Below are 18,142 nucleotides of genomic sequence, written 5' to 3' on the forward strand. Positions count from 1 at the left end.
ATAGACTGGCGATTTCATGAGTCGCAATTTTCTGGTGATCGAACCTGAGGAAGGAATTGCCGTGCTCAAGGGGCTTGCCTCCTCGGCGCGGATCTCGATGCTGAAACTGCTGCATGAGAAGGGGCCGATGAATGTCAACGAAATCGCCGCCGAGCTGTCGCTTCCGCAGTCAACCGTCTCGACCAATATCCAGGTGCTGGAGGATGCGGGGCTGATCCGCACCGAGAGCCTGAAAGCGAAGAAAGGCAACCAGAAAATCTGCTATCCGACCGCCGAAAAAGTGCTCATCGTGTTCAAGGGTGAGTATCGTAAGGTCAAGAACGACGCGATCGAAGTGTCGATGCCGATCGGGCTTTACACCGGCTTCGAGGTTACCGCGCCCTGCGGCCTTTGTTCGCCGGACGGCATCATCGGTCTGCTCGATGTGCCGAACACTTTCCTTGATCCGGACCGCATGAAAGCCGGTCTGCTATGGTTCACGCGCGGTTTTGTCGAATACCAGTTCCCCAACAATGCCAAGCTCGCCAATGCCGAGATCACCGGACTCGAAGTTGCGTTAGAGCTGTCTTCGGAAGTGCCGGGCACCAGCGCCGATTGGCCCTCGGACATCACGCTGACGATCAATGGCGTCGATGTCGGCACATGGACGTCACCGGGAGATTTCGGCGACAAGCGCGGCGTCTTCACGCCCTCCTGGTGGAAGCTCAAGGGCTCGCAATACGGCAAGCTGAAGACCTGGCGAATTGCCAAGGACGGCACCTATGTCGACGGCGTCAGGATTTCCGAAACCGGCCTCGCCGCACTCGATCTGAAGAGCCATCATTCAATCCGCGTCCGTATCGGCGTCAAGGACGACGCCGAGCGCCCCGGCGGGATCAACATTTTCGGCAAGGGCTTTGGAAATTACGATCAGGACATCCTGCTCAGGATCAAAACCGCGTGAATCCACTGGCGGCGTGCTGCGCGCAATTATGGTCCACTGCCGAATTTCAGCTGGCAACGTCGTTTATGGCGACCAGCTTGCCTGAGGTGTGTAGATGCCCTCGTCGCAAGCTTCGCCGACTGGCTGCGTATCACCTACTAGCCTCAATCACCGGTATAAAGCGATCCCTCCCACCAACCGCCAGAGCGTTTTTTTCATCCTCCGTTCCGGCAAATGCCGGAACTTACCATCTAGGCAACTCTCGAAAGTATATGCCGATCTAGGTCACACTTTGCCAACCCGAACCGCCAGCGATGGTTCGTCGCCTCACGCCTGCTCTGGTAGAACAAGGTCAGTTGCCGGCCGTCGATCATCACCGTCGAATGGCCATTCTCGCCGGGCTCACCAGGGTCGAGAACAGGGCCAACGGAAACGTAGGGACCCTTGACGTCATCGGCGATGGCGAAGAAGACGCGCTGCCGGCTGCCGCGCGGACCTTCGGGGAGGAAGCAGGTGGCGTTGAGAAGCACACGACCGTCCGGCAGCTCGACGAGCTGCGCGCCTTCGATCCCCCATTCGTAATCGGGGTGCTCGCGCGCATTGTGATGCGGCACGTCGAGATGATCGAGTATCTTGCCGAGACGTTTCCATGGCCCGAACCAGGAATCGGATTGGCTGCGCGCCAGATAGACATCAGGCTGGGGCACCCTGGTGAATTTGGGCATGCCTGAATAGACGATATAGCGCTTGCCTCCGATGATTGCGGGGTGGGGATCGTAGATGCCGTCCTCATCGGTGTCGGGCAGCGACAATATCGCCGCATTGAGCACCACCCAATGAAAGCCGTTATTGGACACCGCGTGCTCGCAACGTCCGCCGGACTTCATGAATTCGGTCTGGATAAACATGTGGAAGACGCCGCACTCATGAATGACGCCGGGCGCCGCAATGCCAGATCCGGTTACCGGCAAAACGATCGCCTCGTGCTCTGTCCAGGGTCCATAAAGATCCGGCGCTGTGGCGTGGAGGATTTTCCAGCTCTCTGTTGTGACGGTGCCGCTGGAGCCGAAGACGTGCCAGAGCGTGCCGTCGAACACCGGACAAGGGTCCTTCAGATCATCCACAACCTGCGGGTGAAACAATGGAAAGACGTTGGTTTCAAAGTCGATCTTCATTCGCCAGCCATCCCTCGATTCGTCTCGGTCTCCATTCAAATGAACCACCGGCGCGACTCAGATGAATCGATTCCAAGCGTATTTATAGCTCCGCTGATGAACGGTTGTTGAACGATTGAAGGATTTGAACCGCTCTGTGGCAAAGGGCCACATTTGGGGAGCCGACCTGACGCGAGGGGCTTCATCATGTGGATCGAATGGGGGCGGCCGGCTCGCCCCTTCTCTGTTGAGCCGTCGCAAGTGGAGCGGACGGCTGGTCTCGCCCGAGACAGTTTGGAGCTATGGAACAACTTATCGGGATGGAAGTTATATAGAAGGCTGCGAACTTCATGTCAAAGCTGCCTCGATTGACTTTTGTTAGTCGAGGCATTTTGTAACTATATCGAAGGATAATCTACATGGAAATGGCGGCGGGCCGGGCCAAAACACCAAAAAACCCTGTACAACCGTCTATTTTAATTTGCTTTTCACACCTCCGATGGAACTTCGTATATCAGAGACCACAACACATTCTCACCCTGGCGTCAAAACAGCAACAGCTAATTTACTTCGAAGAGCCGATCTTCGATGAGAGGCGCCACCCTTCGATGCGGGTGCACAATGTTACCCCCAAGATCAGAATAGTGACGCCGCTGATCCCAGTTGGTACTTCCGCGACCAGGGCGGACACAATCCAGCGCAGGTTCGTCGATCAGATCCTCGCCTCCACGCCGCATGACCGATTGACGACCTGGTATTACACGCCCATGGCGCTACGCTTCAGCGATCATCTCGCCTGTGACGTCTGCGTCTACGACTGCATGGATGAACTCTCCGCGTTCAAAGACGCTCCCGCAGAGTTGACGCAGTTGGAAAAGGCGCTGTTGCAACGTGCCGATGTCGTCTTCACGGGCGGGCAGAGCCTCTACGAGGCCAAGCGCAGCTTGCATCGGGCGATCTTTCCCTTCCCGAGCAGCATCGACGTTACCCATTTCCATCAGGCTAGGGCGCCAGGTGAAGACCCGTTCGATCAGGCCGACATACCTCACCCGAGGGTGGGGTACTTCGGGGTCATCGACGAACGGCTCGACCTTGAACTTATCGCGCAGGCGGCTGCGGCAATGCCAGACGTGCATTTTGTCATGCTCGGCCCTGTCGTCAAGATCGATCGGGCGAGCCTTCCCACGGCAGGCAACCTGCATTGGCTGGGCGGCAAGTCCTATGCAGACCTGCCGAACTATCTCAGGCATTGGAGTGTCGGCTGGATGCCGTTCGCGCTCAACGAAGCGACCCGCTACATCAGCCCGACCAAGACTCCCGAGTTTCTTGCGGCAGGACTGCCGGTGTTGTCCACGGCGATCGTCGACGTTGTGCGTACCTATGGCGTCGAAGGCCTTGTCGAGATTGTTGAGGCGGAGGATATCGAGGCCAAGCTTCGCTTGATCCTGGCCCACCCCCGCGATTTCCTGGTGAAGAAAGCCGACGCCTACCTCGCCGACATGTCCTGGGAGAAGACCTGGAGCGCGATGGCTGCCCACATCGAGCGCGCCCATGCGATGAAGAGCGTCGTCCCATTCCTGAGGAGGGCGTGAGCGTGTTCGACTGGTTGATCGTAGGGGCCGGTTTCGCCGGCAGTGTGCTGGCCGAGCGTATCGCATCGCAACGGCAGGAAAGCGTCCTGATCATAGACCGACGAAATCACGTCGGCGGCAATGCCTTTGACTGCTACGACGAGGCGGGAATACTAATTCACCGTTACGGGCCTCACATCTTTCACACCAACGCCCAATCGATCGTCGACTATCTGTCGCAATTCACCGAATGGCGGCCTTACGAACATCGCGTGCTGTCGCTTGTCGATGGAAAGCTGCTGCCGATACCGATTAATCTCGACACCATAAACCGCCTCTACGGCCTTGAGTTAACGTCCGAGCAGCTGCAGGACTTCTTCGCTTCCCGGCGCGAAACGGTCAAAGAAGTCCGCACCGCTGAGGACGTCGTGGTCAGCACTGTCGGCAGAGAGCTCTACGAGAAATTCTTCCGCGGCTACACGAGGAAGCAGTGGGGTGTCGACCCTTCCCAGCTGAGCAAGTCGGTGACGGCGCGAGTCCCAACCCGGACCGATCGGGATGATCGCTACTTTGGCGACACTTTCCAGAAAATGCCGGCAGGCGGGTATACGCGCATGTTCCAGCGCATGCTGGATAATCCCAAGATCAAGATCATGCTGCAGACCGACTACCGCGAAATTCGCGACAAGATCCCCTTCCAGCGGATGATCTATACCGGTCCGATCGACGAGTATTTCGACTGGAAGCTTGGTCGCTTGCCCTACCGCTCGCTGCGCTTTGAGCACATGACGCTTGATTGCGAGCAGTTTCAACCGGTTGCCGTCGTCAACTATCCGCAGACGGAAAAATACACACGGATCACCGAGTACAAGCATCTGACCGGTCAGCAGAATCCGAAGACCAGCCTCACCTACGAATACCCCACCGACGTCGGAGATCCTTATTACCCGGTGCCGCAGGCCGAAAACGAGGCTTTGTACAAAAGATACGAAGCTTTGGCCGCGGCCTGCCCGGAGGTCTGGTTCGTCGGACGTCTGGCGACATATCGTTATTACAATATGGATCAGGTCGCCGGCCAGGCATTGGCAACGTTCGCGCGCATTCAGAGGAGCCTGCCGGCAACCGCGATTGTGCCCCCGTCGGTGCAGCGCGAGGCGGCCGAGTGAACATTACATAGTTGAGGGGCATTCGATCGATCCTACGTTGGGTTGTTGTGTTGGTCACGGACGCGGCCGATTGGCCGAATTCGGCATGCAAGTTGCGGCTCGCAGCAATCGAGGCCTTCCCTAGCCGTTATCCTCGGCGAAACCCGCCAAGCTCACCGTCCTGGCTCTCATCACCGCGGCCAAGCTTCGCGACAGTTTTAGTCATGTCGTCGTTAACGCAGGAAGCCCGGCGCCCTGTTCGACCGGCAGAACTATACCGCGCTTGCTGGTTCTTTTCCAAACACCTCGAACAATCGGCGCTGGCGTTCCAACTCGTCCGCAAGTGGCTTGCGAACAGTGCGCGAGCCGTCCGCATGAATGGTGGAGAACAAGCCGACTTCGGCGTGGCGCGAATTGTCCCAACCTGGGTAGGCCGTCACCGGGTACAGGCATATACCCTGAACAGGTGCACCGAGGCTCGTCGCATCGCGCACTTCGTCGCAAACGTAGTGAAGCCAGGCTGGCCGGCCTGAACCTTCGGCGCCGGTCTCGGCGATGAACATCGGCTTCTTGTATCGCTCGGCGACCTCGACCAGCATTTCCGAAAGTGCACGGTATTCGTGGTGCCCCATCGGTATCGTTGGGCCATTCAAGTACCATTGGTTGTGCGGATAGAAGTTGAGGCCAATGACGTCCACAACGTCCTCGCTGCCGCCCAACTCCGGTTCCACGCGCCCAATCAGCATGTCATACGCCTCGAATTGCCCCTGGCGAGCATTTTCGGCGCGCTGCCGCTCGGGGTGAGTACGGTCACGAGGAGCAATATGGATCAGCGGTTCAGCCCAGATGAACCTGCAGCCGGGTTCGGCCTCCCGCATGGCCCTCACGCCGGCGACCGCTGCCCTGACAAGGTGTCGTTTGAACCACCCACGCTTGTTCGGCCCGACGCGGGGGAAATAGCCGACCTCCACAGCCCATGCAAAAAACGAAATCTCGTTGATCGGGCACACCAGGGGAGCCACCCCGGTAGCGGAGCGATGAACCCGAACAGCTTCCGCGGCGAAACGGACGTAGGCCTTGATAAACCCCGGGCCACCTTGGTCGATATGGTCTGGCGAGCCATAGTGGAAGATATCCCAGATAATCTGCACCCCGGCCGCCTGGGCTGCTTCGATCGCCGACGTCCAACTCGACCAGTCGAAGACTCCGGGCGCTGTTTCAATCAGGTGCCAGCGCAAGCCGTCGCGGATCGTGCGAAGCCCAAGCTCGGCACAACGGCGATAGTCGGCATGTGCATGGATGTCATGTGAGGTCGCGCGGATCAGATCAAGACGGGCCCCGTCGGCGCGCCTGTGGGAGGAACACTCGAAACCAGCCATGAAAAAGCTGTCGAACCCGGAAGAGCCTGCCGTGGGCCGACGAGCGGTATCCTCGTTCATACCAACATCCTGTCGCCCAAGGCGTGGGCAAGTAATCGCATTCGCAGTCCCCCATTGTCAGTTCCGGTGGCCTAGTCGAAACCGGTCGGCCACCACCACGTCGACGGCTCGGCGGCTGCGGTGTACACGTGTGCCTGGATTGGCGAATACAACCAAGCTCCAATCCCGTCTGCCGGGGGCCGCGGTCGCGTCGATTCGATCCGAAGTTATGCGGCCTGTTGCATCGCCCGTTCGTTGACGCCTGTTTCGCCTAGTCGGGTGAGCGCCTCATCGGTTGCTTTTTCTTCCTTGAGCGTCTGTTCGAGTAGCGGGACGGCGTCTTTCAAGCCAAGTAACCCGGCCCATGTGACAAGAGTCCCGTAGCGCGCTATTTCATAATGTTCGACGGACTGGGCTGCAGCCACGAGACCCGCGTCCAATGCCGGAGCCTCCTCGAATTCCTCCAAAATCTCCTGTCCTTCTTCGATGATGCCGTCGATCGCCGGGCACGTTTTCCCTTGGGCTCTCTTGCCAAAGGCGTCGAAAACTTGCTGCAGGCGCTCAATCTGACCCTCTGTCTCGTCACGATGTTTTTCGAACGCCGCCTTCAACTCTTCGGACTCCGCGCCCTTTGCCATTTTCCGGAGCGCCGTCAGAATCTTGCGTTCGGCGTAGTAGATGTCTTTCAGACCATCATAGAAAAGGTCTTCCAAGCCCTTGGAGCTGCCCTGAGAGCTTTTTTTCGTCGCCATTGTCATCTCCTCTTTCATTTCTATCGACGCATGCATGGCTCTAACTGGACCAGTCTCTTGTTGTTCCTTCGGCGACGGCACACCGGCAGCCAACAGCGAGCGACGGTCGGGTTGACCGCTGATTCCAGTCCGCCGCGCCAGCAGCGGCTTGAGCATCTCGGCTGCGCTCCATTGCGGAACTTCCGGAATGAGGATCGTCTGCCTCAAGGGTTTCCGCTGTCATCGAGTCCTTGCGGCCGCATTTTTCGCAACGGACCTTTGCCCGCACCTGATCAAGGTTCCCGATCTCTTCTCGGAGTTCGAGAGGGTTGGAGAAGCGCTTAAGGCGTTGGCGTCCCGGATCATTGCAAATTACATGGCCGGACTAGTGGACGAGGAAGAACTACTGTCGAGGCTTCCCGGCAGGCGCTTGGACGGCAAGTGCAGACCTGAGCGAATCCCCTGGCTAGAATTGGTCCGGAACCGTACAATAGCAAATCGTCAGCAATACAACATGGCCGCTGACGCTTGGGAGCGACTGTCGCACTCTTGGCCCAATACGAGGCATTGGTGTAATGGCGGAAGAACAAGGGCGGCTCGGCCCGAAATCTGAAATCGTCAGCGAGCTCGCGCGAGAGTCAGGCGTATCCGAACACCACATACGCGAGATAATGTCGCTGGTCGGCTTCGATCGCGGCTCAATCCTGAGGGAAGCTCGTCTCCTCAAAAAGAACAACTAGGGCCGGCGGTTTTTGCACGGCGTCGGCGGCATCTGGTCCACCGGAAATGCATTCTGGGCCGAAGCATCCTTCTGGTTGCTCGGCTTTGTCCTGTTGATGAGCGCTGCCGCGGCGCTGGCCGGCTTTACCGATTTTCTTGGAAATTCAAGGGTGCGGTCCATCAATGCAGCGTGGCACCATATGGTCGGCAATGTCGTGGCCGTGGTGCTGGCGCTGGCCAGCTTCATGCTGCGCCTAAGCGCCGGTGCCGCCGAGGGCGCCTTGCCCTGGGGCCCGGCGCTATCAACGATTGTCGTTCTGCTGCTCGTCTACACCGGCTGGAAAGGCGGAACGCTTGTCTACGAACACAGGGTAGGCGTCCATCCCGAAGAGGGTGAGGATCTCAACTCCCGCCCGGAATTATCCCGATAGGTTGACGAATGGCCGAACTGCGGGGAGCCGTCGTCGTGGTCGCCGGCGCCTCGAGCGGCATCGGCAGAGCGACTGCTCTGGGTTTGGCGCGCAAAGGCGCACGGCTAGTGCTGGTCTCAAGAAACGCGGACGCACTCGACAAGGTCGCCAAGGAGTGCGCCGGCTTGGGCGGTGAGGCGCTGACCTTTGCCACCGATATGGCGGACGATGCGGCCCGTGGAGAATGCGCAGCTTTGCCGTGTCGCGTTTCGGCAGGATCGACGTGTGGGTGAATTGCGCCGCAGTCCTGCTTTTCGGCCGCTTCGAGGAAATCCCGCCGCATGTGTGATCAGGACGTTTCTGGTGGATGGCGCCGGTACTGAACAAAGCTTGTGACCAGTCGGATGCGGTGAGTGGAAGAGCCCGCCGGCTTCCCCAGCCCCCTTGGGGTGCAACCTGTAGTGAATGGACTGGAAGACAATCTTGCCGTCCTGAATGACGGAACTGTCGGCGCCCTCAATGGCTTCGGACCTGGACGAAGTTGCCGACCAGATCAGCAGTGTATAGGGGCCGCGGACCTGTTTTGCGATGTAGTTGAACTCACCTTGAGGCAGCTGCTCGCGCAGGCGTTTGGACGACAGGCGGACGGCATCATGGCCTCTAAATTCGAATTCGCGGTCAAGAGGACCACGTCCACAGCATAGTTGCGCCTAAGATCCTCCTCGATGTCGCCAGCGGCGCGAAGCCTCAGATGGTCTTCGAAAACCCCCTCTGCGGCCGAGCACGTTATGTCTCCTTTGCAGTACCGGAAAGGCCGTGGACAGCCGTCTCGTCCTTCGCGATGCTGAACGGATGCGACCGCGGTTTGTTCCTGAGGCCAACATGCGCTGGAGCCGGATTGCCTTGCACCCCCGATCACAAACGAATGAGAACATTCAATCGGGGTCCTCATGGCTTCCGCCATCGACATTCTGGCATGCTGACCAGCGACGAGGTCGGCAATTCTCCAGGACTAGAGCGGCCGGCCAGGTGCGCTTGCAGCGGTGCCGGAGGGACCTCACGCTCCAAGGCCGTCCTGGCCTTCGCCAGCGACAACCACAAGGCCTGCAAAAAAGCTTCATCTGCTTGCGGTGTTAATCCGACCTCCTTGCAATGTTCAACGATCCTGTCCTGAATCGACACTGCGGTTTCATACCGTTGGACAACCCTTGCCAGAACGTCCTGACAGGTGCCAATCGCCACCTCCCGAATGTGGTCAGCGACGGGAGAGAGGCCAGCACGGGTGACATCATGAGCAACGGGGCGTCCCGATCAGTCGGATGTATTCCGCCTCGGGCTGCCCATAAGAACGATCCGCCAACGCGCGTCTATAGCAATAGCTTCAGCCTTCAATTGAACAAGCAATCGTGCGGGGACCGGTCCTCACCCATGACCAGGGCTGATCCGGTCATACCGTCAAAGCCAATAATGCCAACCTCGGCCTCGACCTCAGCCCGAAGCTTCGCCACCATTGACCCGAGACCGCTCTCGAAGAAATCGAGGTGTCAATCGGGACCGAGGCCTGCTCCAGGTGCGTCGTCAGTCCCAAGTGACGGCCTTCGAGGTGAGGCTGCAGCAATGTCAGATCCGGCGCGCTCAGGCGCCGCTACAGTTCGTTCTTGAACGAGGTTTCCATCTGCGCTGTCTCCCGATCGGGGCGGAAGCGCGATGGTCGCTCACAGCTGACGACGCCCTAACAATTGTCGACAGTCAGGGGAAAGTATACCTAAAAGGGCCGGGAGTCTCAAAAAGCTACTATGCTGACCAGAGAAGCTCGTCAGTTTGGCGATCATCAAGATGCTGCTAACAAGCAGTGTCCGCCTCTACCGGTCGAAGGTTGCCTTCGCAATCTGGTGTGCGCCTTTTGTCGAAGCATACGGCCCCACACTGATTCATCCTCTGGGGAAGCCAAGCGGTATCGACGCTGCCTGAAAAATTACGCGCAAGCGCTCCACACTTTCGGGGCGGCGCTTCGTCGATCGCCCAGAGTAGCCAAGCACCCCTTCTTTATCCCATAGTATTCGTCTTCGCCTATTGCTCCGGAACGGCAGAGGTTTGCGGACGATTTCGTGCTGCTTCGGCAATTTCCGGGATGTATTTCGTCGCGGTGCAACTTCGGTTCACATTGGCGCGTGCGTCGAATACCTCTTTCTCGCAGACCCGCTTGGCGAGCTCGATAGGCACATGAACTGCCAGAGGCACTTCCACCTCGGAGATTCCAAGCTCCCGTGCGATCTGCTGTTTCACTTCGTGCCTGCCAAGCGAAACGTCGACGCCGACATCCTCGGCATCTTCGGTTGTCGATGATGCGCCTTGCCCCGGAAGATCTTGCTGCTCGGTCTGAGCAAATGACTGCACGGCAAAGAGTTGCAACGCGAACACGGTGAGCGGCAAAATTCGTTGGAATACTCTCATGCCTGGCTCCTGCAGGTGCCTTTAACAACGGCAAAGTGTTTGAAGCGTTCCAGAGGCGGGGATGCGCGCGCTTAGCGGCAGTCGAGGCGGGTTTTTTCTGTTGGCGTGGAATACGATATGGCGACCATGGTTGGGTGCCGACAGCCGACTGTGCTGGCACATCGGAGTGTAGGAAGTTGCCTACCGAGAAAGAAAGACAAGCCAGGAGACGAGCGCGCCTCGGATGCTGCACGAGGATTGACCGACATTGAGCCTGCGGCACGAGACGCAAAGACCGCGGCTTCGGGAGCAGCGCCTGAAGGCCGCACTTGCTGTGACGTCGGCCCGCGGCATCTAAACCGAAGAGGACACCAAAACCGCGAAAGCCTAGCAGTCACTTGCACCACACGGGAGCTTGCATTCAACCCCACGGTGCTCAAGATCCAAGTAGGCTCTGCAGCTCTCTAGGCTCAGAACGTCGTGCACCCAAGTTAGATCCTGCTGCAGCAGTCAGGACTACCCCAGAACGAATATGGCCAGCAGGGCAACAAAGAGAACAAGGGCGATCGCGGCGCCCCAGATGAGGACCTTTCCGGTGCCGCGTTGCTCTTCCTCGCGAGAAACGTCTTTCGCCATTCCATGCATCCTTTGCGAAGGTCCAAACTGAGCAACGTGCCGTGCCAGGCTGTTCCCAACGCTCTCGGAGCCAACTTGGTGTCAGTCCAACTGCCGGTTGCCGTAGGGCTTCTTCGCTCTAGCGCTATCGGCAATACAGCGCGGCTCTCCTCTGAGCGCGACCGCAGCTCCCTTCAGGCAAGATGCGCGAGCAGACGGATATCTATCTGACCGAAAGCAAAAGAAACCACGCGTGCACTGAAAGCACAAGCAAGCGCAAAGGTTCCTGAACTGATGCTCGGCTGGCGGGAACTTGCTCGCCAGCCGAGTTGAGTTCAGGCGGTGGTCGGGGGAGATCAGCCAGCCACACGCTGGTGATTCCAACCTGAGCCGATGTGCCAATCAGCAACCTTCGTCGGTCTTTTTGACCTGGCCTGGCGCGGCGGTGTTGGCGGCCGTGTCCTGCTGACCTGGCGCAGCCTGCTGAGCGCTGCCAGTCTGCTGGCCGGGCGCGCAGTCTCTGGCCGAGTTCGGATTTGTGGTGCCGCTGGTGGTGGTCGTGTCGGTGCCTTGATCGCCGGACATGTTGGTCCCGCTGCTCGTCGTGCCGGTGCCCTGATCCGTCGTGCTGGGCATGGTCGTCGTGGTCGAGGTTCCGCTCGTCGAGGTTCCGCTCGAAGTTCCGCTGGTCGTCTGGGCAAAGGAAAGCCCGGCCGACACCGCCAGCACGGCCGAAGCCAAAAGGATGCGTTTCATCTTCTTTCTCCTGTCTGAATGCGCGGGATGCGCCTGGCAAATTGAACAGGCAGACAGAAGGAGTGTTCCCCGATGACGTTCAACTTTTGTAACTCTGGTCGTAGGTCAGCCTTAGGATGGCCAGCGTATATTAGAACCTCATGACGGCGGCTCGAGTCGAAAAGCAATCAACGAGCGGAGAGGCCGTCGCGTTCCTTGTGACTGCGGTGGCGCGGTGAGGCACAAGGCTCAATGGGGAGCGCCAGCGGCCGCGATCAGCGCCTCGTCGAGAATCCACTTCAGCTTCGCCGAGCGCTGGTAGCTTCATTTGCTTGCCGTTCTTACTTGCCGGGAACGACATGCAGCGGTCGCAGTATGCCATGCGGGACCTTCAATATGTCGCCGTATGTCGCCGCGTCGGATGCCAGGAAGCGGCCAGTGCCAGTTGGACTTTGTGATGGAGCGGCGCAGCGGCGAGCGTCCACGGGCCGTTTTCCTTGCGCCGATCTTCCGCGATCTTGGCCTTTTCCACGCATCGCTGCAGGATTTTCGCGAGGTGAATTGAGACCCGCCACGACGCTGATCTCTGCGACGGTCAAGGCCCGTTCGGCGGGCTCTACTCCGGAACAATGTCCTCTTCTGAAAGTTTCCTTAGATCGCAAAGGAGATTCGAGATGTCAGAAAGCCGCGAATGGTTTGTCCAATGGCTTAGAGATGCCCATGCCATGGAAGAGCAGGCCGAAACGATGTTGAACGGGCAGTTGGGTCGCATCGAGAACTATCCCGAGCTGAGCGACCGGATCCGACAGCACCTCGACGAAACCAAGCAGCAGGCTGCTCGGCTGAAGACTTGTCTCGATCAGATGGACGAGGGTTCATCCACGATGAAGGACGCTGGCGGTAAGCTGACGGCGATGGCGCAATCGCTGAGCGGCGTCTTCGCTGGAGACGAGGTGATGAAAGGATCGCTCGCGAGCTACACGTTCGAGCACATGGAAATCGCCTCCTACACGATCCTGATTGCCGCTGCTCGATCGCTCGGCGAAACGGAGGCTCTTCGGGTTTGCGAAGAGAATCTGCGAGAGGAAGTCGCGATGGCGGATTGGCTGAAAACCCGTCTTCCCTCGACGACCGAGCAGTTCCTTGCGCGGGCCGAAGCGGACAGCGACAGCGCCAAGCGGTGATCGGGTAGGAACGTAGTGACCGTGAACTGGGTGATCGGGATTCGTCCGCTAGCGCATTCCCCTTCGTGAACGCTGGGCAACGAACACGCCTAGCAGGCGGTCCCGAGCTGCGCATTTCGAGAAATTGCAACGACGAGCGATGCTAATATTGCGGCGTCGTCACTTAGAGAGTTGAAGCGTTCGTCTGCGCAAGCCTGGTCGAATACATTGGCACTAGCCAAGATCGGAAGGGCTAGCGCAGCGCTCGGCGAGATCAAGCTTGAGGGGGCGTGTTAAAACGTTCGAAACGAGGTCGCGATAGCGGAATGCCCGAGAACACTCGTCCCTGATCACTGAGCAGTGCGTGCGCGGGCACCGGCAGCGCCAAGCTGGATCGAAGAAAGTTCGTCCTGACAGCGGACAGAGCGCGCCGTTGCGCTCACGTTATGGGGTCGGCAGCACTTGCACGGTTCGGGGTGAATTCCGCTTCAGCCGGTCGCTGGCGGTTTCGCTGAAGGCCGTGACCGACCGGCCGACGATCATCATGCTCGAAGGGGTTGACCGCTTTGTCCGATCTTCTCCGCCGTGCGCATCGTCATCGCGCCGTCCGTGGTTCCAGAATATGCAACCCGATGGCTGAACTCGTCGGGACTCGATAAATGTGAGCGCGGCACCATACTTTGCCTTCAGGACGACTGTTTCTCTGCAATGACCTCTGTCTACGCTCATCCAGTTCGGTCGGTGTCCATCTGCTCATTCAGACGTCGTTGATAGGCAAAGCCGACAGCCGCGGCGACTGCCAAACCCGCCGCCGCCAGAAGGAGTTTGTCCTCGGTATGCTCATTGCCTGATGCGTCTTGAACAGCTAACGAAGCTTCATCGAAGGGTGCGGATGCTTTTGCGACAGTCTCGCCCTGGTGCGGCCCAACGCCGCTATGGCGGATACCCGCAGCCAGACGTTCTGTCTTCTCTTTAACAGTTTCCTTGGCCACGCCGGTCAACTCGGCAGCTTCGCGTTTTATTTTGCCAGCCGTTTCAAGAGCGAAATCACTGACGCTTTCCGCCAAATCGCTAGATTGCTCCTTCAGGCGCTCCTTGGCGTACGATAGGTGATCAACCTGCTGCTCGCTGGGTGGCCGGGCTGAATTGGTCCGCAACAAGCTGATCAATCCCGCTCCGACGAGTGCGGTTGCGATCGGCGGATGGCGGAGGAAACGCCACCCCAAACCGGCCCCAATCGCCAAAGCAGCGCTCGGATTGGCAGCCGCCTTGGCCTTGAGATCGTCAATAATCGCCTGCGCCACCGATTGCATTGAGGCTCTTGCTTTCTCCACCAGCGCATCCTTTGCCTCAAGCGCTTCGTGTTTCAAATCATCGGTAAATTCGGAGAGCGTGTTTGGCGACCGAAGTGTCGACAAGTCCTCGGCGAGCTTAGCCCGGGCAGCCTCAACTTCGTATTCAAGATGCTCAAGTTGCGGATCGGCCATCATAAATCTCTCTTGCCACCGGGGCGGGCAGGTTTGCTCGACCGAGCGTTGCCCGACCGCTGCGATTTGGCCGTTATTCCTTCCGAAGGGGTGGCGCTGCCCGGTTGCAGCTTGGCGGCCGGAGTGGATGAACCGCTCGATCCACTTGGGCTTGGCGAAGGCGGCTGCACGGGTTCACTTGATTGCTCTTCTGACAAGGCGCTTCCAAAGGCGCCCGCAACGTCCCTTGCGACCTCCTTCAGGCCGTCCGAATTCAGCCCATGTTCCTCGGCGGCGCTTTTGAGCCGTTCGCCCGCCTTTGCTGTCGAGGACTTCAAGCGTTCCCCAGCTTTTTCAGCAGCATCCGTCAATCGCTCTCCTGCTGGGCCGAGCGTGCGCCTCTCGACATCGCTGGCCGGCAAAGCAGCAGCTATAGCGGCACCAGCTGCGAAGCCGGCCAGAACAAAAGCCAATGGCTGTTCTTCCACCATGCGGCCAATCGTGTCTTGCAACGTTGATTGGGCTTGCTGCACCACGCGCCCTGACTTCTCGGATACGGAGCGACCGGCCTGTTCTGCGTATGACGCGGCGGATGATGCGTACTGACTTGCGGTTTCACTCACCTTCTCCCCAATGCCGGCTAAATTGTCGCGCATGGCCTCTGCTGTCTCGCTAGCCTCTTCCTGCGCTTTGGACGCCCCGCCGCTGGCGGTGCGTACGTGCGGAGCATTTTGGCGCCCGTCGGTTGCACGGGATTGCTCGCGATGCCCGGCACTTGAACTGCGGCTGCGCATTAGCAGCGCGCACCCTGCTGCGACGAGCAGAAGGCCTTCGGGATTGTTCCTAGCGGAGCTGAGAAGCCATTCTTTCGTTCCAAAATCCTGGACCTGTGAATTGCGGCTCATGTTAATTGCTCCTTGGTTGTCGCAATATCCTGCTTTATTTGGCTTATGGAGTGTGTCGGCAGAAGTTCTTTTTGCGCATCAGCGCGGCCCCGATAGTAGGCGAAAGCAGCGGCGAGGGCCGTTGCGGCCGCGACGATCAGACACGACCAGTGCAGGGCCATCCCTAAGCTGGCTATTCCAAGTACGAGGGCTTGCACTAGAAGCAGAGCGGCGACCACTCCCAGCACGCCAGCAGCAGACATCCACACACCTGCTTGGAGCTTCGTTGAGACGTTGGCGGACAGCTCCGCATGCGCCAGGCGCAACTCTTTTTGAAAGAGGTCGGCGACGTCCGCCAACACTGCCGACAGTGCTTGAGGGAGAGGCGAATTCTTCAGTTGTTCCTGTGCCATCAGATCAGTTCGCTCCCTGCCGCCTTCCCTTGATGGACTCTGGTGCGGGAGGCGCGCTCTTCAGTGTGCGGAACGTCAAAAAGCCCGCTACGGCGGCCAGCCCAAACACCAAACCCGGCTTGCGCCTCGCCAAATCGGACGCTGCAAGAACCAGCTGATCGACGGACCTGTCTCGCAGGTCGTCTGCGTATCCATCAAGCCTATTCGCGAAGGTTCGCACGACCCCAGCGACTATCGGTGCGTTTGCGTCGAGGTCCTCGGCCGCACGCTTGGTCGAACTCGCCAGTTGGCCCATCACCTCGGCGCCGCTGCCGACCTGACGGTCCAACATCTCCTTCACCTGATTGGTCACGGTGGACGCGCCACCAACGGCCGCCCGTTTGGCGGTTTCCGCTGCCCCTTGCGCTATGTCGGACGCTTTGGATAACGTGCCGCTTACGGTCGCTCCTATGTCTTCCGAGGTACCGTCACCAGCTCTTACCGCAGTCGGGGGACGCCGTTCAGAATTCCGGTTGTTCATGGTTTCCTCCATTCGAGGAGCAAACGGAGGTAAGGCCCGTTGGTTCCCAATGGGTGACCATCTGGGGTGTCAAGTTGCGTTTGCGAACTCGTGGCGCGCATCGCGTGCTTTTGCATTGGGAATGATGGGTAGCTTGCGGGCGGGCGCAATGCGAATAGTCATCTTTTCCTTTCCTGTCTGAAGGCGCGGAGGGATCATATCTGGCGACGGTGAGCGCGATGAGGAAGAGGATGGAGCGCGGACCTTTACGGCCGCCGCGCACCGGTCTTCGACCGCTGCGTCTGCCGCTGTCATTGGCGATCGGCGCCAAGCCCACGAGTTTGGCGATGGCCTTATTGGAAAGGTGTCAATCTCGGACAACTCGGCCATCAGGAGTACGCGGGGCCCTTGACCGAACCGAAGGCCTGATCGAGACAGGCCCACAGCGGATCGTCGTCGAGTAGCGAGGCGATCTCGCCCTTCAAGTCGGCGGCTCTGACGCTTGAGCAGAACAATGAACCTCGTCGAGGCTGGCGAGGTTTCGGCATCGGCGACGATGCTTTTGCGTTGCTTCTGGATGGTGAGATCGCCAGTCCTGGGCAAGCCGGGCGACCAGCGCCTTGAGCCGTTGCTCACGCTCGGCTGCAGCCGCTTGACGATGGCGTGCAAATTGATCTGCGCGCTACGCGTTGCGCTCGTCCAAACGCGACTGCTGGTCGGCGGCATCGGCCGGTCCGCCCAGTGTGTCGGCGACCGTGGCACCTCGCGCACCCATCGGCTGCTGCGCACCTGTGGTGGTGTCCATCGCTGTCTGATGCTCCATCTCGGAATTCAGCTCCGCACCTACAACCAGGATAATCACAGAAATCCAAGTCCACATCATCAAGCCGATGACTGCCCCAAGAGCTCCATACGTGGCGTTGTAGTTGGCGAAGTTTTCAAGATAATAGGAGAAGCCTATCGAGACTGCGATCCAGACCACAGCGGCGAGGAAGGCGCCCCATGTCGCCCATTGCCACTTTGCCCTTTCCCGGCTGGGTCCGTAGCGGTAAATCAGCGTGATCCCGACGCCCACCATGATCAGCATCATCGGCCACCGAAAGATCCGCACAAGGGCTTCGGTCCAGCCGCCGAGGTTCAGCAGCACAAGCATGGCCGGCACAATCCCCACCGAGATGATAAAGCCGATACCAATGAGGATGGCGCCAAGTGTGAAGCCCAAGGCCAGGAGATTCAGGTGGATGAAGCCGCGCTTTTCACTCTCCTCGTAGGCGATGTTCATGGCTTCGAATAGCGTCTTTATGCCGTTACTGGCGCTCCACAGTGCGACGGCAAGGCCGAAGATGAAGCCGAAGCTGAGCGCGCCAGCCTTCTGAGCGGCCAAGGACGCAAGCTGAGATCTGATAATATCCAGACCTCCCGAAGGCAGTACGCCGCCAAGGAACGCAATGTGCTCAGCGATGGTCTGAGGATCGGCGACGAAACCATAGATGGACACGAACGCGGCAAGCGCTGGAAAGAGGGCAAGAAGCAGATAGAATGCAGCCCCCGCCGCGATCAGCATAACACGGTCCTCGGTTACCTCAGCAAAGACCCGCCACAGCACGTCCTTCCAGCCGCGGCTGGGAATCTCTGACGGCCATTCGGCATTGCGTCCGCGGCTCTCCCGTTCGGCCCGCCGCTCAAGTTGCATTTGACCTTCGTAAGCGTCCTCGGTTGTTTTCTTCGACATGGCCGCCGGTCCGGAGCATCTTCTTCGCGGGGCAAACGTATAATAGCGCCAAAGGATGCAGGTGCAGACCTGCGCTTACAAATAAACATCCGCCGCCTGCAGCAACACCTGCGCCATCCCCACTTGGCCCT

The 18,142-nt window shown here is 59.0% G+C and carries 16 protein-coding genes and 1 pseudogene; 6 read left to right on the plus strand and 11 right to left on the minus strand.

Annotation, left to right across the window (positions count from 1 at the left end):
* Positions 1 to 16 precede the first annotated feature (16 nt).
* Positions 17 to 943: an ArsR/SmtB family transcription factor gene (locus NKH13_RS20265; RefSeq protein ID WP_352914017.1), complete on the plus strand. Its 927-nt coding sequence runs from the start codon at positions 17 to 19 to the stop codon at positions 941 to 943.
* Between the two features lie 230 nt (positions 944 to 1,173).
* On the opposite strand, the gene NKH13_RS20270 is transcribed toward NKH13_RS20265, so the two are convergent.
* Positions 1,174 to 2,097: a glycoside hydrolase family protein gene (locus tag NKH13_RS20270; RefSeq protein ID WP_352914020.1), complete on the minus strand. Its 924-nt coding sequence runs from the start codon at positions 2,095 to 2,097 to the stop codon at positions 1,174 to 1,176.
* 398 nt (positions 2,098 to 2,495) lie between these two features.
* Between NKH13_RS20270 and NKH13_RS20275 the strand changes: the two genes are divergently transcribed.
* Together NKH13_RS20275 and glf are read left to right on the plus strand one after the other, a co-directional pair.
* Entirely contained in the window at positions 2,496 to 3,668 is a 1,173-nt protein-coding gene (locus tag NKH13_RS20275; RefSeq protein ID WP_352902610.1) for a glycosyltransferase family protein, read from the plus strand.
* Positions 3,669 to 3,670: 2 nt separating this feature from the next.
* The gene (glf, locus tag NKH13_RS20280) at positions 3,671 to 4,813 is read left to right on the plus strand and encodes a UDP-galactopyranose mutase (protein ID WP_352914160.1); all 1,143 of its coding nucleotides are present in this window, start codon (positions 3,671 to 3,673) and stop codon (positions 4,811 to 4,813) included.
* Positions 4,814 to 5,064: 251 nt separating this feature from the next.
* Here the strand turns inward: glf and NKH13_RS20285 are convergent, their stop codons facing one another.
* Positions 5,065 to 6,231, minus strand: a complete 1,167-nt coding sequence (locus NKH13_RS20285) for a glycoside hydrolase family 1 protein (RefSeq protein WP_352778553.1) — start codon at positions 6,229 to 6,231, stop codon at positions 5,065 to 5,067.
* Between the two features lie 206 nt (positions 6,232 to 6,437).
* Positions 6,438 to 6,962 (minus strand): YciE/YciF ferroxidase family protein, encoded by a 525-nt coding sequence (locus tag NKH13_RS20290; protein ID WP_023677856.1) that lies wholly within the window; start codon positions 6,960 to 6,962, stop codon positions 6,438 to 6,440.
* Positions 6,963 to 7,693: 731 nt separating this feature from the next.
* Between NKH13_RS20290 and NKH13_RS20295 the strand changes: the two genes are divergently transcribed.
* Together NKH13_RS20295 and NKH13_RS20300 are read left to right on the plus strand one after the other, a co-directional pair.
* The gene (locus NKH13_RS20295) at positions 7,694 to 8,092 is read left to right on the plus strand and encodes a DUF2231 domain-containing protein (protein WP_352902607.1); all 399 of its coding nucleotides are present in this window, start codon (positions 7,694 to 7,696) and stop codon (positions 8,090 to 8,092) included.
* An 8-nt stretch (positions 8,093 to 8,100) separates the two neighbouring features.
* The gene (locus tag NKH13_RS20300) at positions 8,101 to 8,364 is read left to right on the plus strand and encodes an SDR family NAD(P)-dependent oxidoreductase (protein ID WP_352706234.1); all 264 of its coding nucleotides are present in this window, start codon (positions 8,101 to 8,103) and stop codon (positions 8,362 to 8,364) included.
* 1,777 nt (positions 8,365 to 10,141) lie between these two features.
* Here NKH13_RS20300 and NKH13_RS20305 read toward each other — a convergent pair.
* The gene (locus tag NKH13_RS20305) at positions 10,142 to 10,525 is read right to left on the minus strand and encodes a hypothetical protein (RefSeq protein WP_352914022.1); all 384 of its coding nucleotides are present in this window, start codon (positions 10,523 to 10,525) and stop codon (positions 10,142 to 10,144) included.
* A 996-nt stretch (positions 10,526 to 11,521) separates the two neighbouring features.
* Complete coding sequence (locus tag NKH13_RS20310; RefSeq protein WP_023680319.1) at positions 11,522 to 11,875, minus strand: hypothetical protein; 354 nt, start codon at positions 11,873 to 11,875, stop codon at positions 11,522 to 11,524.
* A 653-nt stretch (positions 11,876 to 12,528) separates the two neighbouring features.
* Between NKH13_RS20310 and NKH13_RS20315 the strand changes: the two genes are divergently transcribed.
* Positions 12,529 to 13,038 (plus strand): ferritin-like domain-containing protein, encoded by a 510-nt coding sequence (locus NKH13_RS20315; protein WP_352457928.1) that lies wholly within the window; start codon positions 12,529 to 12,531, stop codon positions 13,036 to 13,038.
* 704 nt (positions 13,039 to 13,742) lie between these two features.
* On the opposite strand, the gene NKH13_RS20320 is transcribed toward NKH13_RS20315, so the two are convergent.
* The 6 genes and pseudogenes from NKH13_RS20320 to NKH13_RS20345 all read right to left on the minus strand — a co-directional run bounded on the left by NKH13_RS20320 (position 13,743) and on the right by NKH13_RS20345 (position 18,011).
* Positions 13,743 to 14,507, minus strand: a complete 765-nt coding sequence (locus NKH13_RS20320; protein WP_352706226.1) for a hypothetical protein — start codon at positions 14,505 to 14,507, stop codon at positions 13,743 to 13,745.
* Positions 14,504 to 15,388, minus strand: coding sequence for a hypothetical protein (locus NKH13_RS20325; RefSeq protein WP_352706224.1), 885 nt, complete (start codon positions 15,386 to 15,388; stop codon positions 14,504 to 14,506). The genes NKH13_RS20320 and NKH13_RS20325 overlap by 4 nt, the downstream gene beginning before the upstream one ends.
* Positions 15,385 to 15,780, minus strand: a complete 396-nt coding sequence (locus tag NKH13_RS20330) for a phage holin family protein (protein WP_352457931.1) — start codon at positions 15,778 to 15,780, stop codon at positions 15,385 to 15,387. Before NKH13_RS20330 ends, NKH13_RS20325 begins: the two co-directional genes overlap by 4 nt.
* Positions 15,781 to 15,784: 4 nt before the next feature.
* The gene (locus tag NKH13_RS20335; protein ID WP_156948222.1) at positions 15,785 to 16,132 is read right to left on the minus strand and encodes a hypothetical protein; all 348 of its coding nucleotides are present in this window, start codon (positions 16,130 to 16,132) and stop codon (positions 15,785 to 15,787) included.
* Positions 16,133 to 16,369: 237 nt separating this feature from the next.
* Positions 16,370 to 16,913: pseudogene (locus tag NKH13_RS20340) on the minus strand (transposase); the annotation flags it as partial.
* Between the two features lie 48 nt (positions 16,914 to 16,961).
* The gene (locus NKH13_RS20345; protein WP_352903024.1) at positions 16,962 to 18,011 is read right to left on the minus strand and encodes a YihY/virulence factor BrkB family protein; all 1,050 of its coding nucleotides are present in this window, start codon (positions 18,009 to 18,011) and stop codon (positions 16,962 to 16,964) included.
* Positions 18,012 to 18,142: the final 131 nt, after the last annotated feature.

Origin of the sequence: Mesorhizobium sp. M1348, from assembly GCF_040317925.1 — a bacterium.
Classification (GTDB): Bacteria; Pseudomonadota; Alphaproteobacteria; order Rhizobiales; family Rhizobiaceae; genus Mesorhizobium.